The organism is Hyphomicrobiales bacterium, from assembly GCA_016710435.1.
Taxonomy (GTDB): domain Bacteria; phylum Pseudomonadota; class Alphaproteobacteria; order Rhizobiales; family Aestuariivirgaceae; genus Aestuariivirga.
In genome coordinates this window covers 2,093,609-2,116,751 of sequence record JADJVV010000001.1, presented here as the reverse complement: position 1 = coordinate 2,116,751, position 23,143 = coordinate 2,093,609, and the positions used below count along the sequence as shown (strand labels likewise).

The window sequence follows — 23,143 nt, the reverse complement described above, 5'->3', positions numbered from 1 at the left end:
GCAGGAAAAAGTGGCGGAGCCAGGAGACCTGGCCCCGCCCATCTGGATGCTGTGGCGATCAGGGCTTCAGCGCGAAGGTCTCGAGCTTGGCCGCATTGTCGCCGTTGATGAGGACGCAGTCCAGCAACTGCTTTTCCTGCTCCGGCATCTTCTTGTTCTTGATGGCGTCATCAGCCTGCTGCACGGCCAGCTGGGCCGAGAAGAAGGCGGGCTGCAGCACGGTGGCCTTGATGCCGCCGGCAATGATCGAGTCACGCACGTCGTTGGAGCCGTCGAAGCCCACGACGATCACGTCTTTCTTGCCTGCTGCCTGCAGCGCTGCAATGGCACCCATGGCCATCGTGTCGTTGCCTGAGATCACGCCCTTGATGTCGGGGTTGGCCTGGAGGATGGTTTCCATCTTGTCGAAGGCTTCCTTCTGGCTCCAGTTGGCGGACTGCTGCGCCACCATCTTGAGATCAGGATAGGCGTCGATCACGTCATGATAGCCCTTGGAGCGGATGCCGGCATTGGTGTCGGATTCCTTGCCCACGAGTTCGACGAAGGTGCCCTTTTCGCCCATCAGCTTCACGAACTCCTGAGCGCCAAGTTGCGCGCCCTGATAGTTGTTGGACACGATCTGCGCCGCGGCAACGCCAGTGGCGTTGATTTCACGGTCGATCAGGAAGGACGGGATGCCGGCGTCCTTGGCCTTCTGCACGGCAGCAACCGTGGCGTCGGCGCCGGCGTTGTCGAGGATGATCGCCTTGGCACCCCGGGCAATCGCGGTATCGATCAGTTCGGACTGCTTGTTGGCATCATCGTCATGCGAGGCCATGAGCGTCTCGTAGCCCAGCTCCTTGGCCTTGGAGTCAGCACCATCGGCTTCCGCCTTGAAGAACGGATTATCCGGCGAGGGCGTGATGATGGCGATCAGGTCGGCGGCCTGCGCGGTTGCGATGGGTGCCAGAGCCATGACGCCAAACATGGCGGCAACGGCAACGCGGCGGGTGAGCTTCATCATGGTTTTTCCTCCCTTTGTGATGAAATCAGGTGATGCGCTTGATGGATGCGGCGATTTCTTCGGGCTCGAAGACGCGCTTCCAGTCGTCGCGCATCAGAACGGGTTTGCCGAACTGAATGGCCTTGTTGCAGGCATCTGAGAAGACGCCGGGCTGTTCCTTGAAAATGACGGCGCCGAGGATGTTGAGATGGCCGAGGAGGAAATCGCGGGCCGCATCGGCGGGAACGCCGCGGCGCACCACTTCATCCATCGCTTCGCGCATGACGTCGAGCAATGACGCGGCAACGGTTTCGGCGAGGCCGGGCTCGAGCAAGGCAAGCTGCTCCACGGTCAGGCGGTGCGAGCGCATGACGGGGGACCAGATGGTCTTCGCCACCTCTTCGCCCACGGCATAGTCGCTGTCCGGACCCTGCATCAGGCAGCAGACGATGGCCTGCTTAGCGGCGATTCCGCCGAAGCGGTCCAGCTTCGCCTTCATGTCGGTTTCATCGTTGAAGATGGGTGGATGGCAGGGATGGGTGACGAAGTAGGTGATGTCCTTGCGGTCGGGCAGATGGCCCGCGTAGGGGGCGGCCGCGTCCAGCACGATCACCATTGTACCGGGCTTCAGCTTGTCGACGATGGAATGAGCGACCTTGCCAATGGCCGTGTCCGGCACCGCGAGGACCACGATTTCCGCGCCATCGAGTGCATGCTCGGTGCTGTCGGCCTGCCAGCCCAGTTCATCGCGGAGGCGGGCCTTCCCGGCGTCACTCACCTCCACGGGGGACACAGTGTAGCGTGAATTCTTGAGGTTGGCGCCAAGGCGCATCCCCATTTTGCCACCAGCTCCGAACAGCGCGATCTTGGTCATGACACCTCCGTAGAGCGCATGTCTTTCACATCTGGTATGATGAGTCAATCACGCTACAACTGTATTCTTGCCCGGTGGGGCAATCGGTGATTATCCTGCGGCCCATGAAAAGCCCCGCAGCCCAGCGCAAAACCCCCAAATCCACCTTCACCTCGCTGCGCGTGGGAAAGCTGCGGGTCCAGTTCATGTCCGGCAATCTCGGGTCGATCTTCCTGGACGGAGTCGAGGTTCTGCGCGGCATTTCCTATCTCGTGCGGGATGCCAACTGGGGTACCTGCCCTGCCAAAATCACGGGCCTGAAGACCCTGCGCAGAAAGGGTGGCACGGAGGTACGCTATACTTCCGTCACGGAAACGGGCGGGGCGCGGCTCACGATGCAGGCGGTGATCCACATCTCGCCCCAAGCGGTTTCATTCCATGCGCGGGCGACACCGGATGGCGACATCCGGACCAACCGCACAGGCTTCGTGGTGTTGCATGCCATCAATGGCGTTGCGGGACGGCCCGTCACGGTCACGCATACGGATGGATCGGTTGAACGCGCGCGATTCCCCAAGGTCATCAGCCCGGCGCAACCCTTCTTCGACATTCGCGCACTCGAACATTCACCAGCACCCGGCCTCAAGGCGCATGTACGGATGGAGGGGCAGATGTTCGAAATGGAGGACCAGCGCAACTGGACCGATGCGTCCTACAAAACCTATGTCCGCTCGCTGTTCGATCCCTGGCCCTATGTACTGAAGGCGGGCGAGACATTTGAACAATCGGTCACGCTGACCTTGAAGGGCAGCAGCAAGCGCAGCGGAGTGAAGGCCGCAAAGCAGGCCGCTGCGATGGTGAAGGTGCCCGAGATCGGCATCGCCATCGGGCCGGACGAGGTGGAGGCGAGCCTGCGGCAGGTCAAACTCCTCAAGCGCCTTGCGCCCCGGCATCTCACCTTCACCATCGGCGGCCTCAATGGCAGCGGTGGCGAATTGAATTCCACCTGCATCGCCTACGGGCGATTGGCCGAAGCCAGCGGCGTGCCCGTCACGCTGGAGATCGTGTTGCCGGCCCGTGCTGCCGCAAGTGAGGAAATGGCCGGGATGGCCGCTGCCGTTGAGCGCGCCGGGCTTGAGCCGAAGCGCGTGGTGGTCACTCACGCACATGACCTGAAATCTTTCCAGCCCACAGACAAGCGGCCATGGGGACCGACCTATGAGGAGATGGCGGCGGCGGCGCGGCAACATTTTCCGCAGGCCGAAGTCGGCGGTGGCATGATCTCATTCTTCACCGAGTTGAACCGCAAGCGGCCACCGGCGGGTGCGTTCGATTTCATCACCCATGCCATCTGCCCCATCGTGCATGACGCCAGCGACGAGGCCGTGATGCAGACGCTGGAAGCGCTGCCGCATGTCTTTGCGTCGGGGCGATCATTCATCGGCAAGACGCCCTATCACCTGGGGCCGAGCAGCATCGGGGCGCGTCTCAATCCCTATGGTGCAAGCCTTGCATCCAATCCGCTCACCAGGCGCATGTGCCTCGCGCCCAACGACCCACGCCAGTTCGCGGCCTTTGCTGTGACGTGGAACAAGGCCGTCATCCTTTCGGCGGCGCAGGCGGGACTTTCCTCCCTCACGCTGTCAGCACTCACCGGCCCCCGCGGTCTTGTGACCGCCAGTGGACGCGCCTCACCGCTGTTCGACTATCTCTCGGCCGTCATGCCGTTCAGCGGCAAGCGGATCAGCGAGGCGGCTATCGCGCGGCTGGGGAAGGCCTGACGCTTTCACTCTCCGTTCACGGGCTGCGCAGCGGGGCCACGGCCTTCAACAGGGCCACCACCAGAGCATCGCGCTGCCGCGACAGGGCCTCCTGGGTCTGACCCTTGGCTTCCTCCTGCACGCCAGCCACCAGCATCTTGATGATGCCGGGGTCGAAATGAATCTGTCCGAGATCATCCCACCAGCGGTTGAAGCTGGGGCCGTAGCGTTCGCAGTAGGCGCCAAGCCCACCTTCACCGGCGGCGAGATGGAACAGGAGGTTGGGACCCATGGCGGCCCAACGCAATCCCGGCCCGGCCCAGATGGATGTATCGACATCTTCCACCGTCGCAACACCGGTCTGTACGAGATGGATCGCCTCCCGCCACAGGGCGGCCTGCAGGCGGTTGGCGACATGGCCGGGAATCTCGCGGCGGACGCGGATCGTCACCTTGCCGATCGCGGCATAGAATGCTTCGGCGCGTTCGACGACGCCCGGTGCGGTACGATCGTTGCCCATGACTTCCACCAGCGGCACCAGATGGGGCGGATTGAACGGATGACCCAGCACGAAGCGCGCCGGATTCTTCCAGCCCCCCTGCATCTCGGTCATCGTGAGACCGGAGGCGGAGGAGGACACCACGGCATCGGGTGACAGGGCGTCCTCGATGTCGCGGTAGAGTGCGTGCTTCAACTCGATCTTTTCCGGCACGCTTTCCTGCACGAAGACAGCGCCGCGCACCGCCTCCGCAGGCGAGGCATGAAAGGTCAACGGGGGCACTTCAGGCACTTTGACAAGACCGAGTTCCTGCAACACCGGCCAGGCCGTTGCGACGTAGCCGCGAACGAAGGCCTCCGCATTCGGCGCCGGATCATAGACAGCGACGCTGCGGCCGGATGCCAGGAAGAGCGATGCCCAACTGGCGCCGATCACGCCTGCGCCCAGTACCGCCACCTTTTCATTTTCACTCATTGACGCCTCTCATTGATTGGGTGCCGATGCCGGTCAGCCTGCCGCGCGGGCATAGGCGTCGAGCACGAGGCCGTGGAAGTGGTGCACGGCATGCTCGGACTTTCCAGAGCCTGCCGGATCGTTGACGATGCGGCCCTGGGTGAAGGCCGGCGTATTCATTCCCCGCTGTACGCTTTCGACAATTGAAATGTCTTCGGCCTGCAGCACCTCGTCAAGATACTTGATGGACTGCAGTTCCGCTTCGTCGGGCTCGGGGGTTTCGAGGTAGAAATCATAGGTCTCCAAGGTGCGGTCGGGACCTGCGGGAATGATGTTGAGCACGATCATCGAGGAGCGTCCGGGATAACGCATCAGGCATGTGTTGGGCCACAGCCACCACACGGCGTGGGTGCGCACCTTGGCGTTCGACGTGTCATAGGCTGAATTGGCCGTCTTTCCTGCCTCGGCCATGTGGCTGGAATAGATGCCATGGGTCGTCACCTTGTACGTGTCCATGTCCACAAGCGTGCAGAAATCCTTGTGGGCCGTCGGGCAATGGTAACACTCCAGGAAATTGTCGACGACGTTCTTCCAGTTCGACTTGATGTCGTAAGTCAGCCGGTGGCCGAAGGTGAGTTGGTCGATGTCGGGAGCCCAATGCCTGATCTCCGTTTCGAGATCGCCCGTCTGCGACTTGAGCGATGGCGCGGCGGAATCGAGGTTCACGTAAACAAAGCCGCAGAACTCTTCGACCTGCACCTGATCGAGGCAGATCTCCTTCACGTCAAAGCCTTCCAGAGGCTCGGTGTGTGGGGCGCGCACCAATTGCCCGTCGAGCCGATAGGTCCATGCGTGATAGGGGCACATGATCCTTGAGGCCTTGCCCTCTCCCGAGAGTACGTGGTGGGCCCGGTGCTTGCAGACATTGTAGAAGGCCCTCAGCGTTCCGTCCTTGTCGCGCACCACCGCGACCGGCCGGCCGCCGATGTCGGCTGTGACATATGAACCGGCATCACGGAGTTTCTCCACGTGACAGACCCACTGCCACGTGCGGGCCATGATGTGATCAACGTCAACCTTGTGCCACCGGGGATCAACGTAGCTCTCCGCCTTGAGCGACAGCGAACGGGACGGATTGGAAGAATAGCCTGACCAGATGGCCGCAAATTCCTCGGGAGACGGGTAATTCGTCATGATGCACCTTCTGCGGACATGGTGCCCATGGCGCCGCCGCTGGCGCAGTCTCGCGGCATTCCAGATCCTTTCCTGCGCGCAATTCGCCACTGACTTGATGTTTTTGGACATGTTGGCTCACGGCCGTACGCCCCGGTACATGGGCCAGGCGCGGTATTCGAAGGGTATGCGGCCCTCTATCCGGTCCTTGCGCGGCGGTACGCCAAAACGGTCGCGGTAGGCCCGGCTGAAATGGACGGGGCTTGCAAAGCCGGAGGCAAGGGCGACCTCCGCCAACCGCATGTCAGTCTGCGTCACCAACCCCCGCGCCCTGTCCAGCCGGATATCGCGGTAGTAGATCACCGGTGAGCGGCCGACGTAGCGCTGGAACAACCGGTCGAGCTGGCGTTGCGACATTTTCATCTGGGCGCAGATCTCCGCCACGGAGACTGCTTCTTCCAGATTTGCTTCCATGATCCTGATGGCGCGCTTCACGCTATCGGGCACGTTCCGTCCCATCGGGTCCGACCCGGTTGGATTCTGCGAGGTGTTGCCAGGGCGAAGCGAAGGCTGGAAGACATAGCGGGCCGCAGCGCTCGCCACCGCTTCTCCGAGATGTGCGGCAATGAGGTGCAGGGCCACGTCAGCGCTCGCCATTCCGCCGCAACAGCTGAAACCCTTCTCGTCCTGCACGAAGATGTCTTCCGTGACATCAATCCCGGGATGCAGTTCCTTCAGCGCATCGATGTGTTCGTAGTGCACGGTCGCGGCGCGCCCCTTGAGCAACCCCGCGTCTGCCAGGATGAACGCGCCCGTATCGAGCGCTCCCATGACGCTGCCCTGACGCGCCCACTTGCGGAGTGCCGTCAACAACGGCGGCGTGGCGGCGTTTTCGGGAGTCCAGCTGGACGACACAACGACAATGTCAAATGTGTCGCCGGTGCATGCCTCCAGTTCTGCTGTGTCGACGCTCACACCATTGCTGGCGAGGCATGTCTTGCCTGTGGCGGCCAGGATCCAGCGAAAGCGCTGTGCGCCCTCGAGGTAGTTGACGGCCCGGAAGGGATCAATGAAGGCCATGGTGGCCGAGAGATTGAAGCCCGGCGTCACGATGACGAGAAGCCTCACCACCGGCTACAGCCTGAACAGGGGTTCGGGCAGGCCGGAACAGGTGCTGTCGAGCGCGAAGAGGCTGCCACTCAACGGCATGGCCTGCAATTGCCCGGGCGTTGCGCCATCGGTTGCGGTGGTGATGCGGATGTCGCGGAGACTTTCGCCGCCAAAACACAACGTCGTCACATGCACGGATGGAACGGCAATGCGTTGCAGCAGGCGTCCCTCGCGATTGAATTTCAGAATGGCGCTGCCGGCCCATTGGGCGGTCCACACATCATCGTTGGCATCCACCACCACGCCATCCGGCAAGCCGTCGCCTTCGCCGTGATGCACCAGAACGCGCCTGTTGCGGGCTGCGAGGTGTCCGGGTGCGATGTCATAGGCGAATGTCGTGCGGCCGAGGCTGTCGTTGAAATAGAGTGTGCCGCCGTCGCGGGAGAAGGCGGGGCCGTTGGCGATGGCGAAGCCTGCGTCGGCGAGCGCGAAGCGCGTTGCGGATTCCACGCACCACAGGGCGCCGCGCGGTTCCAGTTCGCGGGCGTGCGACGTGCCGACCCACACCCTGCCCCAGCGGTCCACCTTGATGTCGTTGTAGATGATGGCGTCGCGTCCGCCCTCCGGATCGCAATAGGGCGTCAGTGACATGTCGCGCAAGTCAAGCAGGGACAGCCCCCCGCGATGGGCCAGCATCACCACGTCGTCATTTGTCGTGGCGGCAATCGAACCGATGGGCGGCGGCAGGGGAATGGCGTGCTGCCGCGTCGTCCCCGTCACGGGGTCGTGCGTGAACAAGGCGGGGTCGAGAAGGTCGACCCAGAGATAGCAGCGCCGCGCCGCATGCCAGATGATGCTTTCACCCAGCCTGTGGGGTGCGCGGGACCAGAGGTGTGCGGTGTCGGACATGCGCACCACAAAATCACATCGGTGCAGGATTGCAAGCCACGCGTTTTGTGAATAGCGTCCCGCCCCATGACAGAGACGCCCAACCGCTGGAAGCGCTTTGACACCTGGGACGAGCGCCCCCTCCGCCTCGACAAGTTTGCCGCCGAAGACTGGCGGCACGGCTTTTCAGCTTTCTCCAGCCCGGCTGATCCCAAGCCCGGGATCGGGACGGAAGGCGGCCGCGTGATCAGCATGGATGGTGTGCTGGAAAGCGACTTCGACATGATCGACCGCTTCATCGCGACCTACCATCTCGATCCTGCCGTTGCAGCGGAAGCGATGGCCATGGATTCCGCCCAGATCGCCAGCATGCTGGTGGACATGCATGTGCCGCGTGAAAAGCTGGTGCGCATCGCCCACGGTCTGACGCCTGCAAAACTCGCCGACGTGGTGTCGCGCCTCAACGCACTGGAAATCGCCTTCGCCTATTCCAAGATGCGCGCCCGCAAGACGCCGGGCAACCAGGGCCACGTGACGAATGCAAAGGATGATCCGCTGCAATTGGCGGCCGATGCGGCGACCGCCGTGGCACTGGGCTTCGATGAGGTCGAGACGACCATGCGGGTGGCGCGCAATGCGTGGTCCAACGCCGTGGCCTGTGCCGTCGGCGCTGCCGTCGGGCGCTGGGGCACGCTATTCCAATGTTCCAGCGAGGAAGCGGAAGAATTGCAGATCGGCATGGCGGGTTTCACCTCCTATGCCGAGACGGTGTCCGTCTATGGCACCGAGAAGACCTTCGTGGATGGCGACGACACGCCCTGGTCGAAAGCCTTCCTCGCCGCGGCCTATGCCTCGCGCGGCATCAAGATGCGTTGCACCAGTGGTGCCGGCTCTGAACTGCTGATGGGCTTCCACGAGTCCAAGTCGCTTCTTTATCTGGAAGCGCGCTGCCTCTGCCTGCAACGCGGCATGGGCGTGCAGGGAACGCAGAACGGCGGCATCGATGGTGCTCCCGTGACGGCCACAGTGCCAGGCGGCATGCGCGAACTGATGGCGGAAAACCTCCTGGCGGTGTGGCTCGATCTCGAATGCGCCTCGGGCAATGACGCCCGCGCCACGGAATCCGAAATCCGTGTGGGTGCCAAGATCATGCCCTATCTCATCGCGGGGTCCGACCTCATCTGCTCCGGTTTCGGCTCCATCCTGAAATATGACAATTCCTTCAACCCCTCGCTGATGAATGGCGAGGAGTTGGAAGATTATCTTGTGTTGCAGCGTGATTTTGAAGCGGATGGCGGATTGACACCGGTGCCGGAGGGCAAGGCGCTGGACGTGCGCCGGCGCGGCATCGAGGCGCTGTCCGCCGTCTATGAGGAACTGGGGCTCGCCACGGCCACGCAGGCCATGAAGGACAGCGTGCTTGTGGCCTCCGGCTCGGACGACACGCGCAGTTTCATGCCGCGCGACGTGGCCGTCATCAGCGAGGCGATCAAGGCGCGAGGCATCACGGTAATCGACGTGATCACGGCGCTGGCCAGGCGCGGCTTCCGCGAGGAGGCGGAGAACCTGCTGAATGTGGTGAAGCTGCGGGTGTCCGGCGACTACCTGCAAACCTCCGCCATGGTGCGCGAGGGGCGCGTCGTCTCAGCCATCAATGATCCCAATGACTATCAGGGGCCGGGCTCCGGCTACCGTCTCAGCGCCGAGCGGCGGAGCGAGATCATCGGCATCCGCGACGTGCTGGACCAGAAGGAGGTGTTGCGACGCGAATCCCAACACCAGAAAGACGAGGCGCGGCACATTGATTATCGCGACGGCGGCGAAGCGCATCCGGGCACTGATCCCACGGAAGTGGTGATCGGCATTTCGCCTGCCTTCGGGGTGAAGCTGTTCCAGACCACGGCCAATCACCGGCTTTCCGATGTGCTCGCCGCGATGATGGAAGCCATTGCGGCACGCGGACTGACACCGCGCATCGTGCGCTTCCGGCACACGGCGGATACATCTTTCCTCGGCCTTTCGGCGGCGCGGCTGGCGGGATCGGGCGTGGGCATCGGCATCCAGGCGAAGGGCACCACGGTCATTCACCAGCGGGACCGCCTGCCCCATCACAATCTCGAACTCTTCTCCAATGCGCCGATCACGCGGCTGGAGCATTATCGCGGGCTTGGTGCAAACGCGGCCGCTTATGCGCTCGGCGAAATGCCGGAACCCGTTGTGGTGCCCACGCGCGGCGAGGCCATGGGCTCGCGCTATCACGCGCGTGTCGCCATGATCTACGCCATCGAAACGGAAATGACCTCCGAAGGTGCAACACCCGTCGACGTGGCCATCACCTTCAAGGGAGGAGCGACATGACGTTCCGCGTGCGAGACTATCCCATTGCCGAAACACATCCGGAAAAGGTCCGGGGCGCGCGCGGCAAACCTCTTTCAGACATCACGCTTGATGCCGTTCTGGACGGCAGCATTACCATCGAAGACCTGCGCATCACGCCCACGGCACTGGAGGCGCAGGCCGACATTGCCCGCGCGGCGGGCCGTCCGCGCCTGGCGGACAATTTCCTGCGCGCGGCCGACCTTGTCTCCGTGCCGCAAGACGTGGTCATGCGGGCTTACGAACTGCTGCGGCCGGGACGCGCCAAATCGAAAGCAGATCTCACCGACATGGCGCACCTCATGCGCGAGACCTACAAGGCGGAACGCATCGCCGCCTTCATCGACGAAGCCGCCGATGTTTACGAACAGCGTGGCCTCTTCACCAAGCGGTACTGACGCATGACCTGGAAGACCGATTTCCGCTCCCTTTACTATCTCGGCGCGCCGGAACCTGATGATCCGGTGATCAAGCCTGCCGAAACTGCCTTGCTCGTGATCGATGTGCAGAACACCTACGTCGAGCGTCCGGCACGCGACAGCCTGAGCGCCGAGGAACAGAAGCGATTCGATCTGTGGACACCGTTTCACGCGCGCATGCATAAGTCGGTCATTCCACGCACGGAAGAAATGTTGAAGTTGTGCCGCGCCGCCGGAATCGAATGCCTGTTCGCGCGCATTGCCTGCCACACAGGTGATGGCCGGGACCGTTCGCTGTCGCAGAAGATGCCGGGATGGAACAACCTGCTGCTGCCAAAGAACGAACACGCTTCCCAGATCGTGCCGCAACTTCAAGCAGTTGGTGATGAAATTGTCGTCACCAAGACAACCGACTCGGCGCTGACGGGCACGAACCTCCGCCTGATCCTGCACAATCTCGGCATCAAGACGGTGATCTGCGTGGGCATTTTTACCGACCAGTGTGTCTCCTCCACTGTGCGCAGCCTGGCAGACGAAAGCTATCAGGTAATCGTGCTGGAAGACTGTTGCGCTGCGGCAACCGACGACCTGCACCGCAAGGAACTGGAGATCATCAACATGATCTATTGTCATGTGATGTCTTCTCATGAATTCCGCGCCTTCGTCCCCTTGGCAAGCCGCTGAAATTCGCCTTTAGTATTGCACGACCGGCCGGTTGGACCTTCCCGCGAGAGGAAGGCCATGGACGGCGGGGAATGCAACAGAGGGAACGCCACAATGGCCCAATCGAAACTGGCGCCGAACACTATCGACATTTCCGGTAGTGCGAACGTCAAGAAACTCCAATCCAAAGCCGTCGGTCTCATCGGCGTGCTGTTTCTCACCGTCACCGGTGCAGCGCCTGAATCCGCCATGCTGGGCAACGTGCCCTTCGCCGCGGGCTTTGGTGTCGGCACTTACACGCCTGCCGCCTTCCTGCTGGCGACAATCGTGCTGACCATTTTCTCGATCGGCTATGCCGCCATGGCCAGCCGCGTTTCGTCCGTGGGCGGATTTTATTCGTTCATCGCGCAGGGCCTTGGCCGCGAACTCGGCATGTCAGCCGGTTTCGCGTCGCTCGTCTGCTATTCGGTGTTCGAGGCCTCACTCACCGGCCTCTTCGCCTTCTTCGCCAATTCCTGGCTCAACACCCATTTCGGCATCGATGTCGGCTGGGCTTATCTGGCGATGTTCTGTCTCATCCTCACGGGCATCCTCAGCTACTTCGAAGTGAAGATCTCCGTCGCCGTGCTCGGCGTCGCCCTCATTCTTGAAGTGCTGATCCTGCTGATCTTCGCGATCGGCGTGATCTCGGCGGATTCGGGCACGAACTTCTCGCTCGAGTCGCTGAACGTGTTCAAGGTCTACACGCCCGTCGCCGAACAGAAGGTGGGTGAGGTTGCCATCGGCGCCGGTGCGGCGGCGATCGGCATCTTCATGGCCTTCTGGAGCTGGGTCGGCTTCGAAATGGCCCCCAACTACGCAGAAGAAAGCCGTGATCCCAAGCGCAACATCCCGCGCTCGCTCATCATCTCGGTGATCGGCCTCGGCATCTTCTATACCTTCGTGAGCTGGTGCGCCGTTTCGGCCTATCCGACCGAAGGCGACATGCTGGCAAAGGCCGTGGCCGATTCCGGCAACTTCTATCTCACGCCGCTCGAGACCTTCGTGGGCACCTGGGCCAAGGAACTGATGTTCGTCCTCATCCTGACGAGTTCCTTTGCCTGTTCCATGGCCTTCCACAACACGGCGGCGCGCTACATGTATTCGCTTGGCCGTGAAGGCATCCTGCCTGCGGCGGTTGCGGAAACCCATGACCATCACAAGAGCCCGCACAAGGCTTCGGTGGTGCAGTCGATTCTCGCCGCGGTCTGGGTGCTGCTGTTCGGCCTGTTCAACGGCTGGGGCGACGCCAATGCGCAAGCCTATCTCGGCGTCTACACGCTCTACGCCGTGCTCGGCACCGGATTGCTGCTGGTGATCCAGGCTGTCGTCTCGCTGGCCATCTGGAACTGGTTCCGCAAGAACGGAGGCGGCAATGTGTTCACCACAACGATCGCGCCGCTGTTCTCCTTCCTCGTGCAGCTGGTCCTCGTCTACACGCTGATCAGCAACCTTGCCGGTCTCGGTGGCCAGTCGTGGCTGCTGTGGGTCGGTGCGGCGGTGATCATCATCGGCCTGCTGTGGGGCTTCTACCTCAAGGCGGCGAAGCCCGAGGCCTATCGCAACATCGGACACATGATCAACGAAGGTTGATGGCCTTGTGACCGTCTGAACAATCCTGAGGGCAGCGGATTTTCGCTGCCCTCTTTCATTTGGAGAGAGGTATGACTCAATCATTGAAGGGGCGGTCCGTTGCGGTGACGGGCGGATCGAAAGGCATCGGCAAGGGCATTGCGCGCGTGTTCGCGCAGGCGGGTGCGAAGGTGGGCATCATTGCGCGCCATGCCGAGGCAGCCGAGTCTGCGGCACGCGAGATCGGACACGGCGCATTCGGCATCGCAGGCGATGTCACCAGCAAGGCATCGATTGCAAAGGCCCTGGCGGACGTTGCCAAACGCAATGGCGGCCTTGACGTGTTGTGCGCCAATGCCGGCATCTTTCCTCCCGCGCGGCTGGAAGAAATGACCGAAGCCCAATGGGACGAGGTGCAGAACACCAATCTCAAGGGAACCTTCCTTTCGGTGCAGGCCGCTGTTCCATTCCTGAAGACATCCGATCAGGGGCGCATCGTGCTCACCTCATCGATCACGGGCCCTGTCACCGGTTTTCCGGGGTGGACACACTACGGGTCCACCAAGGCAGGGCAATTGGGCTTCATGCGCACGGCCTGCATCGAACTGGCGAAATACGGAATCACCGTGAACGCCGTCATGCCGGGCAACATCCTGACGGAAGGCCTGATCGAGATGGGCGAGGCCTATCAGCAGTCCATGGCAAACTCGATTCCGCTGAAGAAGCTCGGCACGGTGGACGACATCGGCCACGCCGCACTTTATTTCGCATCGAAGGAAGCAGGCTACGTCACGGGGCAGACGATCATCGTCGATGGCGGACAGATCCTGCCGGAAAGCCTCGACGCACTGGCGCAGGCCTGACACGCGACGAAAAACGGCCCGGAGTTCAATCCGGGCCGCAAATCCGTTGGCCCGACGGGGGGCATCAAGGCCAACGTCGTTTCACCGTGGCCGCTTAGCTGCGGCTGCGGTTGTTGTTGCCCTTGTCGTTGTTCTCGTGGAGCATCCGCAGCTGCACATAGCGGTCATGGCAGACCTCCATGGCGCCGGGCGTCAGCTGGATTTCGGATGCCGACTGGAAGCGGGCGCAATCATAACCCGAGGCGCGGGCGCTTTCACCGTAGGACGTTGATGCGGCGGCGAGATTGGCCGACAGCGTGAGGGCCGCAAGAGAAATAAGAACATACTTCATTTCAGTCTCCAGATAGGGCCCGCGTGATCAGCGTCAGAACTGCAGGGTATGCTGACAGTGCGGGCCGGGGCGTGCAGTTCATGGCGCGTCGTCTAGGTGCTTCGCGGGGCCGAGACTTTGAGGCTGTCTTGATTTTGCCTTGAGATTGCGGCCAGATTCGCTCCATAAGGCGGCTGCGGGGCTCCATCACAGAGGCAACTTGTGTCGTTCCGCTTCTCCACATTTGAACTTGATATGGAACGCCGCGAGTTGCGGCGGGACGGGTCTGCCGTGCCAGTGGAACCGCAAGTCCTTGATCTCATCGCCTTTCTTGTGAACAACCAGGACCGCGTGGTGAGCCAGGAGCAGATCTTCGATGCCGTGTGGCAGGGACGTGTCGTGTCACTCTCGACGCTGACCAGCCGAATCAATGCAGCCCGCGCGGCGCTTGGTGACTCCGGCCAGAGCCAGACGATGATCAAGACCGTTCCGCGCCGGGGCTACCGTTTTGTCGGCGACGCCGCGCCTGCGAATGGTGAAAACTTGTCACCTTCGGAAGGGAGCGCACCAGCGGTCATCCGTCCTGCGAGCACACAAGAGATACGGTTTTGTGAAACTCCGGACAATGTCCGCATCGCCTATTCCACCGTTGGCGATGGCGAACCGCTGGTGAAAGCCGGCAATTGGCTGAACCATCTTGAACATGATTGGGATGGCCCGGTGTGGAGTCATCTCCTGAAGTGGATGGCGAGCAAGTGGCAGCTCACGCGCTACGACGCGCGCGGCAACGGGCTGTCGGATTGGGACGTGGACGAGATTTCATTCGATGCCTTCGTACGCGATCTCGAGTCCGTCGTGGATGCTGCGGGGCTGGAGACCTTCTCGCTGTTCGGTGCCTCGCAAGGATGCGCCGTCAGCATCGCCTATGCGGTCAAGCATCCCGAACGGGTAAAGAAGCTTGTGCTCTATGGTGGCTTTGCGCTGGGCCGCAGGCTACGCGGTTCGCCTCAGGACAATGAACTCATCGATGCCATGCTGACGCTGATGCGCGCGGGATGGGGACAGGAGAACCCGGCATTCCGCCAGGTCTTCACGTCCAACTTCGTTCCGGGCGGAAGTGCCGAGCAGGTGGACTGGTTCAACAATCTGCAACGGATCACCACGTCGCCTGCCAATGCCGTGCGCATCCGCAGCGTGTCGGACATGCTGGATGTCACGCACCTGCTGGAGCAGGTGAAGGCGCCCACGCTTGTGCTGCATTGCCGGGAGGATGCCATGCAGCCGTTCGAGGAGGGCCGCCGGATTGCGGCCCGTATTCCCAACTCGTCATTCGTCGGTCTTGAAGGCAAGAACCATCTCATCCTGGAGAAGGACGAGGCATGGCCGCGATTCCGCGAGGCGGTGTGTGCCTTCCTTGAGAGCTAGACGGCGATACCGAACAGCTTGCCGACACCTGCCGTGACGGCCATGGCGAAGACGCCCCACAACACCACCCGCATCACGGCGGGAGCCATGGGTGCCGCACCGGCCTTCGCACCCAACGCACCGAGGATCGCAAGGGTGATGACGGACACGACCAGCACAACGGGGATGATCGTTGCGGCAGGCGCGAAGATCGCGGCCAGCACGGGAATGGCGGCGGCAATGCTGAAGGTGACGCCGGAGGCCAGCGCTGCCTGCAAGGGATTTGCGACATGCACTTCCGAAAGGCCCAGTTCGTCCCGCACATGGGCCGCGAGCGCATCCTTCTCGTGAAGTTCGCGGGCGACGAGGAGTGCGGTTTTATCGCTGAGACCGCGTTCGCGGTAGATGGCCGCCAGTTCTTCCAGCTCCTCTTCCGGTGAATCCTCCAGGGCCTGCATCTCGCGGGCAATATCAGCCTTCTCGATATCGGATTGCGAGGAGACAGAGACATATTCGCCCGCAGCCATGGACATGGCACCGGCCGCCAATCCGGCAACGCCTGCAATGAGCACCGCCGTGGGATTGGGATCAGCGGCGGCAACGCCCACGACCAGCGACGATGTGGAGACGATGCCATCGTTGGCGCCCAGCACGGCGGCGCGGAGCCAGCCGCTGCGCATGAGATAGTGGGGGTCGTCGGGATGGGCGGATGGCTGGGTCATGGTTTCACCTGTTGTGGCCAAAAGGTAAAACCATTCGCCGGCGGTGTCGCGTCCAAGATTGCCGCAGGCACGCTCAGGAGACGGTGCGGAGATAGTTTTCGCATAGGCCCAGTGTGCCCTCCGTATAGGGCAGGCCCATGGATTTCGCGAGGTCGGTTTCGTGGTGCGAACCGATCCAGGCCACCAGCAGCAGGCGCCGCAGCATCACGAAGGTGGGAATTTCCGCTTCATCTTCCTTCGACAGGTTGATGACGCGGCGGTAGCCTGTCTTCCAGCTCTCGATCAGGCCCGGCACCTGTGGCTCGTGCTCGTAGAACGAGACGGGCGTTGCGGCATCGTACATGTACCAGCCGAAACCGCAGTCATCAAAGTCGATGACCTTCACGGCATCACCATCGATGAGGAGATTGGCAAGGCGCAGGTCGCAGTGAATGAGGCCGAAGCGCTCCTGTCCTTTGCCGTAGGCCGCGAGGCGCTTTCCGATGAGATCGACCGTTCGGCCAAACAGCTTGGCGCGTTCCGTATCCACGCCCATGCCATCGCGCCAACGGCCCCAATGGGGCTTGTTCTCGCCGAGGCTCGTCTCGAAATCCCAGGTGAAGCGCGTGAACCACGGCGGGCGCGTCCACTTCTGGGTATGGAGATGCATGCGGGCCGTGACTTCGCCGAGCACTTCGAAGGGCTTCGACAGATCCTCGCCGATCCCCGGCTCCGCACCCGTCTCCCACTGCGAAAGAACGATGTTGCGGGGGCGCGGCATGGTCTTGTGGCCGAGCAGCTGGATGAGTTCGCCGTCCCTGCCCTTCACCGGCACGGGTGTCGTCACGACGCCGGTGTTGCGCAGGTCGATGAGCCAGGCGAGTTCGGAAGCAATCGCCGTCTTCGAGTGATAGCCGTCGCGGTGGATGCGGAGCGCCCAGCGGCGGCCGTCACCGGCCTCCACCTTGTAGGTGGCATTCTCGGAGATGTTCAGGAGCTTGACCGTGAGCGGCGATGGCAGGTCGTAGAGCCTGGTCGCCGCTTCCGCCAGTTCGAGCAGAATGGGCAATTGTTGCTCATGGGTCAGCGCGTCAAAGTCAGCCACGTCCGTCTCTCCCCTCAGCTTTTCCGTCCTTCAATACCTGCCAGAACGGCTTCGATCCCGGCAAGGCCCTTCTCGACGTCCGCCGTGGTGCCAGACATGTAGAGACGGCCCGCCGCGCCGATCATCTGCACGTCCACCAGCGTCAGCTTCGGGGCGGCCTTCTCCGCGGCGTTGGCGGCGATGGCGGCATAGAGCGCCGGCACCATCTCCACCACCAGCAGGGTTTCGCCGGGCATCACCATGGAAGCCTGGCGGTTGCGGTTGATGATCACCGCATGCTGGTCGGCGATGTTCTCGATCAGGTCCGTGTAGAGCAGCTTCGGCGCCAACTGGTCGCCTTCGGTGAGGCCCATGCCCTTCAGCACGGCACGGCCTGCGGCAAGAAGTTTTTCCTTGTCCTTGCCATGGATTTCCAGAATGCCGAACTGACGCTCGACAAACAGGATTCCCGGCTCAAGGTCCGGATCGGCCTTGAGAGCGAGGTCCATCACGCGCTCGATCATCAGGCCAGGTGCGACCTCGATGATGAGGGCGTGCTGGCCGGCATAGGGCGGATAGCCCCGCGCGCGGGTGGGCGTTCCCATATAGGCGGCGAACTGCGGCTGCAGCGTATCCACGGTGAGGAATACGCGCAACTCGCCTTTGGCCGCCGGACGTGCGGCGGTCATGGGCAGCGCTTACTTGGCGGCAGAGGTGAAGTGCTTGGAAACGTCGGCGTGCGGACGCGGGATGACATGCACGGAGACGAGCGTGCCGACCTGGCCCGCCACTTCGGAACCGGCTTCGGTTGCGGCCTTCACGGCACCGACGTCGCCGTTGATGATGACTGCGACAAGGCCATCACCCACCTGCTCGCGGCCGATGATGGTCACGTTGGCGGCCTTCACCATGGCATCTGCGGCGGCCATGGCGGCGACGTAGCCCTTGGTCTCGATCATTCCGATTGCGTTGCTGGACATGTTATCCTCCTTCAGGATTGGGTTTTACTTCTTCGCGGCGCTGTCATCGATGGAACCGATGATCAGCGCGTCGATGGGGGGTGATTTTCCGGGAAACCATGAGGCCGCCACGGAGCCCGTGGCAACGATCACCTTCTCGCCTTCGCCGCAACCCAGCGGATCAAAGGCTAAAAGCTTCGAGCTTGATTCATCCACGACGACCTCGAGGATGGAGCCCGCGGGCATTTCCGAAACCTTCTTGGTGGACCAGATGCGGCCCGTCACTGTTGCCTTGAGCATCTAGCGTCTCCTTTCAATCCTCAGATTGAGTTTGCGGGCGCGGTCGCGCGCCAGCGGGGTGATGACAGCGCCGGGGGCAAGCACGAGCACGCCGGCGGCGGCATGTTTGTCCACAACATGTTCGGTGACAACGCCCTGCAGGGCCTGGCTTGCGGGCTGTGGTGTGGCAAGCGCCGGCGTGGTGGCGAGCGTGAAGCGAAGCTGGCCTGCGGTCACGGCGGCCTGGGCTGCAATCACCCGCCGGGCGAAGGCCATGAGGTCAGCATCATTGCCGATGCGAACGCTTTCCACACCTGCGGAAGCCGCGCCTTTCGGCGGCACGACTTCGCGCAGGATATCGCGGACCATCTGACGGAGATCGGTGTTGGTCATGTCACATCTCCAGCGCCTGCTCGGCCGCCGTGGCGGCGGCGCGCACTTCCGATTCCGTGCCGGACAGATAAAGCCGCCCGGTCGCACCGATCATCCGGTAGTCCACGATCTTGATATTCGCCGCCTTCTCCGCGGCGTTGGCGGCGAGGATGGCATAGGCGGCGGGTTCGGTTTCCAGCACGAAGAGGGTTTCGCCCTGCAGGATCATCGAGCCGCCCTTGTTGCGGTTGATGAGGAAGGCATGGCCGGGATCAATCTTGGTGATGATCCTAGAGGCGAGAATCTTGGGCTTCATCGCCTTGTCCGGCGACATGCCCATGGCGTCCAGCACGGCTTCGGCCGCGGCCTTCACGGCGGCAACATCGCGCGCGTGAAATTCGAGATAGCCGAACTGGCGCTCCACCACGAGGATGCCGCCCTGCACGTCCGCTGACTTCAGGGCCACGTCGGTGAGGGCCTCAATGTCGAGACCTGGTGCGACCTCAATGATCTGCGCGGCCATGTTGGTGCGTGGCAGAGAACCTTTGATCCAGGCGCCGAGATAACACATGGTCTGCGGCTGCAGCTGGTCAATGAAGATATGGGAGCGGAGCGTTGCCATTATGCCGCCATCACAGCCTTCAGTTCTTCGAGGATGATCTTGCGGAGTTCGGCGCGCAACGCCTGGTCACCATTGTCGACGGCGAGCGAGACCGGGGCCACTGTTCGCTTCGGCAGATGCAGCGGATCAAGTCCGGCATAGTTGCCGAACACTTCGCCCGCTTCCTTGTTGTAGGCGATGCGGGTGAATTGCACGAACTGGTGCGGCGTCAGGTTTTCCGCCAGCGATGAACCGCCGGCGAACCCCGTGCCGATGGTCATGGACGGTCCGAGATTGGTGTCAAAGCCTGAGGCGCCCAGTGAACATCCTGCATTCACCGCCACGCGCAGTGCTGGAATGGCGGCGGCGAAGGCCATGACATTGGCTTCGCTCTTGGAGTGAATGGCGGCGGAGTGGCCCTGACCCGCCTTGCGCATCATGGAGCGGGCCGCGGCAAGCGCCTGGTCGATGCCCTGCACGCGTGCGAAGGCGAGAACGGGTGCCAGCTTCTCACGCACCAGCTTTTCTTCCGGCTGCACCATCGTCACGGGGGTGACGAGGATGCGCGCACCGGAGGCATTGAAGCCGGCGGCGCACGCGATCACTTCGGCGTCCTTGCCGATCATGCCGACGTTGAAGCCGGTTTCGGTGAAGAGCAGTGCCCGCAGCTTGTCGCATTCTTCGGGCGAACAGATGTGGGCGCGCTCGGCCTTCATGGCGTCCAGAAGGCGATCCGCAATCGAGGTGAAGGCAAGGACCACCGATTCATTGGTACAGAGGATGGAGTTGTCGAAACTCTTGGAGGCAACGATGCGCTTGGCCGCCAACTTGATGTCGGCCGTGTCGTCAACCACGACGGGAGCGTTGCCGGGGCCGACGCCAATCGCCGGATTTCCGGACCGGTACGCCGCCTTCACCACGGCGGGGCCGCCGGTGGCGACAATAAGGTCCACACGGTCATCGCCCATCAGTTGCTCGATCAGCGGAATGGTGGGCGCTTCGATCACCTGGATCACGCCGTCCGGTGCGCCTGCGGCCTTTGCCGCTTCTGCCAGCGTACGCGCTGCATCGGCACACACGCCCTTGGCTTGCGGATGGGGCGAGAGCACGATGGCATTGCGCGTCATCAGCGCCAGCAGTGTCTTGAAATAAACGGTCGCCACCGGATTGGTGACGGGGACGAGCGCAAAGATCACGCCTGCGGGCCGCGGCAGTTCCACGATCTTGCGGTCGGCATGAATGCGCGGCGCCACGAAATCTTCGTGACGATAGAGATCGACAAGCCCGGTGGAGCAGGCTTCGTTCTTGATCTTCTTGTGAGCGACGACGCCCATGCCTGTCTCGCGCACGGCCTGCTCGGCATAGGCCTGCGCCTTTGCATGGCCTGCCTTGGCCACCGCATCGGCAATCCGCAGCACGGTGGCGCGGTCGAGTTTCTGCATGCGGGCGGCGGCCCAGCGCGCCTTGTCCAGCATCATGCGGGATTGTTCGAGGGTCGCGTCCGGCATCTTGAGGCGGGGTGCGGAGGTGTCGCTCATCTCAATTCACCTTCTTCGCGGCGTGGACCAATTCGCGGGCGCGCGGCATGGCGGCATCGAAGCGATCCATGATTTCCTGGCACAGGTCGGCCGTGAGCACCAAGCCGGGCTTCCATTGCAGCACCCTCTTGTCGAGCGAGGAGAAGATCGCCCAGATGCCGTGTTCGTAGAGCGCGCGCGAGACGGCCACGGCATTTTCGCCGCTGTGGCCGAATTCGAGTCCGAGTATGACGCCCTTCTGTCGCACGCCGGTGAAGATGTCACCGTGGCGCTGGATCATCTCGGCCATTCCATCGCGCATGAATTCCGTGACGGTGGCCACGTTGGATTTCACTTCGGGGCGCAGCAGCATCTCGATCACCTTGTGGGCGACAACGCAGCCGAGTTCGGCCCCGCCCGAGGTGGAAATGTGGGCCGCGCCATCTTCATGCAGCCAGCCCCCGGCCTTCTCGTTCAGCAGTGCTGCACTGATGGGATAGATGCCGCCGGACAAGCCCTTGGCCGTGACCATGATGTCGGGCTGGATGCCATAGGCCTGCCAGCCCCACATTTCGCCCGTGCGCATCAATCCCGTCTGCACTTCATCGGCGATATACATGGCGCCGTATTTTGTGCAGAGGTCGCGGCAGGCCTTGAGGTAGCCATCCTTGGGCAGCGGGAAGCCGTAGGTGGCCGGAATGGTTTCCATGATGAGGGCGGCAATGTCGTTGCCCTTCAGCGCCTGTTCCATGGCCCCGATGTCGTTGAACGGCACCTGGATGAATTCATCCGGGCGGTCGGCAAGGAAGATCTTGGTGAAGCGTTCATCGCCCGTCGCAACTGAAAGGCCGGCGTGACCGTGATAGCCCTTGATGATGGAAACGATCTTGCGGCGCTTGGTGGCATAGCGCGCCGACTTGAGCGCGATGTCGACGGCTTCCGCACCGCCGGGTGCAAAGACGGCATAGGCCATGCCGGGCGAGACCTTGACCAGTGACTCGGAAAGTGCGGCGCGGGCCACGGAGGGGAACCAGTGGTTGCCGATGTCGAAATAGTCCAGCGCGCCCTTCAGCGTTTCAATCAGCTCAGGATGGCGGTGTCCGAAATTATAGGTGCCGCCGTTGAGGTGCAGGTCGATGAGGCGGCGGCCCGACATGTCGTAGAGGAAATAGCCTTCGCGGCGGTCGATCACGAGGTCGACGCCCACCGACTGCCAGAACCTGGTCTTGTCGGGATTCCAGAACTTGATGGCCTTGTCGAACAGGTCCTGCTTCGAGTCGAAGCGGAAATGGCCATAGTCAAACATGTTGCACTTCCAACATTTAAACGCCCGGATTGGTCACCAAATGATGCAATCACAACATATAATCGTTGTCAAGTGGGCAAATTATGACTATTTTGCAACGTAGATGATGCAAGCTGGTCACAGCGGCTGCAAAGTCAGGCAGTGTGGCGGCAGGAGCGCGACGATGCGGCAATCGAAGTCAGAACGGCAGGCACGGATCGTGGCGGAACTCAGGGCCGCGCCTTCCCTGCGCGTCAATGAGCTGGCGGAACGGCTGGTCGTCTCCACCGAAACGGTGCGGCGCGATTTCACCGAACTTGAAGAGCGCGGCCTCATCAACCGCACCTATGGCGGTGCCATGCGCCCCATGAGCCTTGAACCTGCACTGGCGGAGCGCGAGCAACTGATGGTGGAGGAACGCGAGCGCATTGCATCGCGTGCCGTTCAACTGGTGGAAGACAACGACATCCTGATGATCGGCGGTGGTGCCACCACGCTGCACTTCGCACGCAGGCTGGCAGCGGAGCGCAACCACCTCACCATCATCACCCATGCCTTCTCGATTGCGGCGGCCCTTGCCTCCAATCCGCTGCACAAGGTGCTGATGCTGCCGGGGCAGTATGACGGCCGCGAAGGGCTGATCAGCGGGCCGGACACCATCGATGCATTGCAGAAATTTCGCGCCAGCAAGGCGATCCTCGGTGCGAGTGGCGTAACCGCCGAAGGTCCGAGCGATGCGGGAATTGGCCCCGGCCTCATCTACGGTGCGATGATGCGGCGCTCGGCGGAAACGATCGTGGTTGCCGACCGCAGCAAGATCGGCCGGATCTCACTTGCCGTCTATGGAGCGTGGTCAGAGAACGTGACGCTCATCACCGACCAGGCGCTGCCCGAGGCGCTGCAGGCGCATCTCGCCGCTGCCGAAGCCAAGGTCGTCGTGGCGTGAAAGCGCGTTGGCGCGCCCGCAAACTTGCCATGGGC

General features: G+C 62.4%; 24 protein-coding genes. 8 read left to right on the top strand and 16 right to left on the bottom strand.

Features of this window, described 5'->3' with window-relative positions:
• Positions 1-58: 58 nt before the first annotated feature.
• Positions 59-1,000 (bottom strand): D-ribose ABC transporter substrate-binding protein, encoded by a 942-nt coding sequence (locus IPM06_10205; GenBank protein ID MBK8770788.1) that lies wholly within the window; start codon positions 998-1,000, stop codon positions 59-61.
• A gap of 28 nt (positions 1,001-1,028) precedes the next feature.
• The gene (locus IPM06_10200) at positions 1,029-1,856 is read right to left on the bottom strand and encodes an NAD(P)-binding domain-containing protein (GenBank protein MBK8770787.1); all 828 of its coding nucleotides are present in this window, start codon (positions 1,854-1,856) and stop codon (positions 1,029-1,031) included.
• A 104-nt stretch (positions 1,857-1,960) separates the two neighbouring features.
• Between IPM06_10200 and IPM06_10195 the strand changes: the two genes are divergently transcribed.
• Entirely contained in the window at positions 1,961-3,616 is a 1,656-nt protein-coding gene (locus IPM06_10195) for a hypothetical protein (protein ID MBK8770786.1), read from the top strand.
• Between the two features lie 16 nt (positions 3,617-3,632).
• On the opposite strand, the gene IPM06_10190 is transcribed toward IPM06_10195, so the two are convergent.
• The 4 genes from IPM06_10190 to IPM06_10175 form a co-directional block, all read right to left on the bottom strand.
• On the bottom strand, positions 3,633-4,568 hold the full coding sequence (locus IPM06_10190) for a 3-hydroxyacyl-CoA dehydrogenase (protein ID MBK8770785.1): 936 nt from the start codon (positions 4,566-4,568) through the stop codon (positions 3,633-3,635).
• A gap of 33 nt (positions 4,569-4,601) precedes the next feature.
• On the bottom strand, positions 4,602-5,741 hold the full coding sequence (locus tag IPM06_10185; protein MBK8770784.1) for a ring-hydroxylating oxygenase subunit alpha: 1,140 nt from the start codon (positions 5,739-5,741) through the stop codon (positions 4,602-4,604).
• A gap of 117 nt (positions 5,742-5,858) precedes the next feature.
• On the bottom strand, positions 5,859-6,800 hold the full coding sequence (locus IPM06_10180; GenBank protein MBK8770783.1) for a GlxA family transcriptional regulator: 942 nt from the start codon (positions 6,798-6,800) through the stop codon (positions 5,859-5,861).
• Positions 6,801-6,854: 54 nt separating this feature from the next.
• Entirely contained in the window at positions 6,855-7,739 is an 885-nt protein-coding gene (locus IPM06_10175; protein ID MBK8770782.1) for an SMP-30/gluconolactonase/LRE family protein, read from the bottom strand.
• Positions 7,740-7,805: 66 nt separating this feature from the next.
• On the opposite strand from IPM06_10175, the gene IPM06_10170 reads away from it, so the two are divergent.
• The 5 genes from IPM06_10170 (at position 7,806) to fabG (ending at position 13,650) form a co-directional block, all read left to right on the top strand.
• On the top strand, positions 7,806-10,076 hold the full coding sequence (locus IPM06_10170; protein ID MBK8770781.1) for a propanediol/glycerol family dehydratase large subunit: 2,271 nt from the start codon (positions 7,806-7,808) through the stop codon (positions 10,074-10,076).
• On the top strand, positions 10,073-10,492 hold the full coding sequence (locus IPM06_10165; GenBank protein ID MBK8770780.1) for a glycerol dehydratase: 420 nt from the start codon (positions 10,073-10,075) through the stop codon (positions 10,490-10,492). Before IPM06_10170 ends, IPM06_10165 begins: the two co-directional genes overlap by 4 nt.
• A 3-nt stretch (positions 10,493-10,495) precedes the next feature.
• Positions 10,496-11,197: a cysteine hydrolase family protein gene (locus IPM06_10160; protein ID MBK8770779.1), complete on the top strand. Its 702-nt coding sequence runs from the start codon at positions 10,496-10,498 to the stop codon at positions 11,195-11,197.
• 93 nt (positions 11,198-11,290) lie between these two features.
• The gene (locus IPM06_10155; protein MBK8770778.1) at positions 11,291-12,808 is read left to right on the top strand and encodes an APC family permease; all 1,518 of its coding nucleotides are present in this window, start codon (positions 11,291-11,293) and stop codon (positions 12,806-12,808) included.
• Between the two features lie 71 nt (positions 12,809-12,879).
• Positions 12,880-13,650, top strand: coding sequence for a 3-oxoacyl-ACP reductase FabG (fabG, locus tag IPM06_10150; protein ID MBK8770777.1), 771 nt, complete (start codon positions 12,880-12,882; stop codon positions 13,648-13,650).
• A 94-nt stretch (positions 13,651-13,744) separates the two neighbouring features.
• Here fabG and IPM06_10145 read toward each other — a convergent pair whose 3' ends face one another.
• On the bottom strand, positions 13,745-13,981 hold the full coding sequence (locus tag IPM06_10145) for a hypothetical protein (GenBank protein MBK8770776.1): 237 nt from the start codon (positions 13,979-13,981) through the stop codon (positions 13,745-13,747).
• Positions 13,982-14,215: 234 nt separating this feature from the next.
• Here IPM06_10145 and IPM06_10140 point away from each other — a divergent pair, with 234 nt between their 5' ends.
• A complete protein-coding gene (locus tag IPM06_10140; GenBank protein MBK8770775.1) occupies positions 14,216-15,385 on the top strand; it encodes an alpha/beta fold hydrolase in 1,170 nt (389 codons plus the stop codon).
• Here the strand turns inward: IPM06_10140 and IPM06_10135 are convergent.
• The 9 genes from IPM06_10135 to IPM06_10095 form a co-directional block, all read right to left on the bottom strand.
• Positions 15,382-16,086: a VIT family protein gene (locus tag IPM06_10135; GenBank protein MBK8770774.1), complete on the bottom strand. Its 705-nt coding sequence runs from the start codon at positions 16,084-16,086 to the stop codon at positions 15,382-15,384. The two genes, IPM06_10140 and IPM06_10135, sit on opposite strands and share 4 nt — an antisense overlap.
• A gap of 73 nt (positions 16,087-16,159) precedes the next feature.
• Positions 16,160-17,170, bottom strand: a complete 1,011-nt coding sequence (locus tag IPM06_10130) for a phosphotransferase enzyme family protein (GenBank protein MBK8770773.1) — start codon at positions 17,168-17,170, stop codon at positions 16,160-16,162.
• 14 nt (positions 17,171-17,184) lie between these two features.
• Positions 17,185-17,838 carry a microcompartment protein gene (locus IPM06_10125; GenBank protein ID MBK8770772.1) on the bottom strand — a complete coding sequence of 218 codons (654 nt, stop codon included), beginning with the start codon at positions 17,836-17,838 and terminating at the stop codon, positions 17,185-17,187.
• A gap of 9 nt (positions 17,839-17,847) precedes the next feature.
• On the bottom strand, positions 17,848-18,129 hold the full coding sequence (locus IPM06_10120) for a BMC domain-containing protein (protein MBK8770771.1): 282 nt from the start codon (positions 18,127-18,129) through the stop codon (positions 17,848-17,850).
• Positions 18,130-18,153: 24 nt separating this feature from the next.
• Positions 18,154-18,408, bottom strand: a complete 255-nt coding sequence (locus IPM06_10115) for a EutN/CcmL family microcompartment protein (protein MBK8770770.1) — start codon at positions 18,406-18,408, stop codon at positions 18,154-18,156.
• Entirely contained in the window at positions 18,409-18,780 is a 372-nt protein-coding gene (locus IPM06_10110; GenBank protein ID MBK8770769.1) for a hypothetical protein, read from the bottom strand.
• A gap of 1 nt (position 18,781) precedes the next feature.
• Positions 18,782-19,381, bottom strand: a complete 600-nt coding sequence (locus tag IPM06_10105) for a BMC domain-containing protein (GenBank protein ID MBK8770768.1) — start codon at positions 19,379-19,381, stop codon at positions 18,782-18,784.
• Positions 19,381-20,898, bottom strand: a complete 1,518-nt coding sequence (locus IPM06_10100) for an aldehyde dehydrogenase family protein (protein ID MBK8770767.1) — start codon at positions 20,896-20,898, stop codon at positions 19,381-19,383. Before IPM06_10100 ends, IPM06_10105 begins: the two co-directional genes overlap by 1 nt.
• Position 20,899: 1 nt before the next feature.
• On the bottom strand, positions 20,900-22,183 hold the full coding sequence (locus tag IPM06_10095) for an aspartate aminotransferase family protein (GenBank protein ID MBK8770766.1): 1,284 nt from the start codon (positions 22,181-22,183) through the stop codon (positions 20,900-20,902).
• A 163-nt stretch (positions 22,184-22,346) separates the two neighbouring features.
• Here IPM06_10095 and IPM06_10090 point away from each other — a divergent pair, with 163 nt between their 5' ends.
• Positions 22,347-23,108 (top strand): DeoR/GlpR transcriptional regulator, encoded by a 762-nt coding sequence (locus tag IPM06_10090; GenBank protein MBK8770765.1) that lies wholly within the window; start codon positions 22,347-22,349, stop codon positions 23,106-23,108.
• Positions 23,109-23,143: the final 35 nt, after the last annotated feature.

Coding starts and splice junctions, on each gene's coding strand:
- IPM06_10205 (MBK8770788.1), bottom strand. CDS start 1,000: ATGAAGCTCACCCGCCGCGTTGCCGTTGCCGCCATGTTTGGCGTCATG.
- IPM06_10200 (MBK8770787.1), bottom strand. CDS start 1,856: ATGACCAAGATCGCGCTGTTCGGAGCTGGTGGCAAAATGGGGATGCGC.
- IPM06_10195 (MBK8770786.1), top strand. CDS start 1,961: ATGAAAAGCCCCGCAGCCCAGCGCAAAACCCCCAAATCCACCTTCACC.
- IPM06_10190 (MBK8770785.1), bottom strand. CDS start 4,568: ATGAGTGAAAATGAAAAGGTGGCGGTACTGGGCGCAGGCGTGATCGGC.
- IPM06_10185 (MBK8770784.1), bottom strand. CDS start 5,741: ATGACGAATTACCCGTCTCCCGAGGAATTTGCGGCCATCTGGTCAGGC.
- IPM06_10180 (MBK8770783.1), bottom strand. CDS start 6,800: ATGGCCTTCATTGATCCCTTCCGGGCCGTCAACTACCTCGAGGGCGCA.
- IPM06_10175 (MBK8770782.1), bottom strand. CDS start 7,739: ATGTCCGACACCGCACACCTCTGGTCCCGCGCACCCCACAGGCTGGGT.
- IPM06_10170 (MBK8770781.1), top strand. CDS start 7,806: ATGACAGAGACGCCCAACCGCTGGAAGCGCTTTGACACCTGGGACGAG.
- IPM06_10165 (MBK8770780.1), top strand. CDS start 10,073: ATGACGTTCCGCGTGCGAGACTATCCCATTGCCGAAACACATCCGGAA.
- IPM06_10160 (MBK8770779.1), top strand. CDS start 10,496: ATGACCTGGAAGACCGATTTCCGCTCCCTTTACTATCTCGGCGCGCCG.
- IPM06_10155 (MBK8770778.1), top strand. CDS start 11,291: ATGGCCCAATCGAAACTGGCGCCGAACACTATCGACATTTCCGGTAGT.
- fabG (MBK8770777.1), top strand. CDS start 12,880: ATGACTCAATCATTGAAGGGGCGGTCCGTTGCGGTGACGGGCGGATCG.
- IPM06_10145 (MBK8770776.1), bottom strand. CDS start 13,981: ATGAAGTATGTTCTTATTTCTCTTGCGGCCCTCACGCTGTCGGCCAAT.
- IPM06_10140 (MBK8770775.1), top strand. CDS start 14,216: ATGGAACGCCGCGAGTTGCGGCGGGACGGGTCTGCCGTGCCAGTGGAA.
- IPM06_10135 (MBK8770774.1), bottom strand. CDS start 16,086: ATGACCCAGCCATCCGCCCATCCCGACGACCCCCACTATCTCATGCGC.
- IPM06_10125 (MBK8770772.1), bottom strand. CDS start 17,838: ATGACCGCCGCACGTCCGGCGGCCAAAGGCGAGTTGCGCGTATTCCTC.
- IPM06_10120 (MBK8770771.1), bottom strand. CDS start 18,129: ATGTCCAGCAACGCAATCGGAATGATCGAGACCAAGGGCTACGTCGCC.
- IPM06_10115 (MBK8770770.1), bottom strand. CDS start 18,408: ATGCTCAAGGCAACAGTGACGGGCCGCATCTGGTCCACCAAGAAGGTT.
- IPM06_10110 (MBK8770769.1), bottom strand. CDS start 18,780: ATGACCAACACCGATCTCCGTCAGATGGTCCGCGATATCCTGCGCGAA.
- IPM06_10105 (MBK8770768.1), bottom strand. CDS start 19,381: ATGGCAACGCTCCGCTCCCATATCTTCATTGACCAGCTGCAGCCGCAG.
- IPM06_10100 (MBK8770767.1), bottom strand. CDS start 20,898: ATGAGCGACACCTCCGCACCCCGCCTCAAGATGCCGGACGCGACCCTC.
- IPM06_10095 (MBK8770766.1), bottom strand. CDS start 22,183: ATGTTTGACTATGGCCATTTCCGCTTCGACTCGAAGCAGGACCTGTTC.
- IPM06_10090 (MBK8770765.1), top strand. CDS start 22,347: ATGCGGCAATCGAAGTCAGAACGGCAGGCACGGATCGTGGCGGAACTC.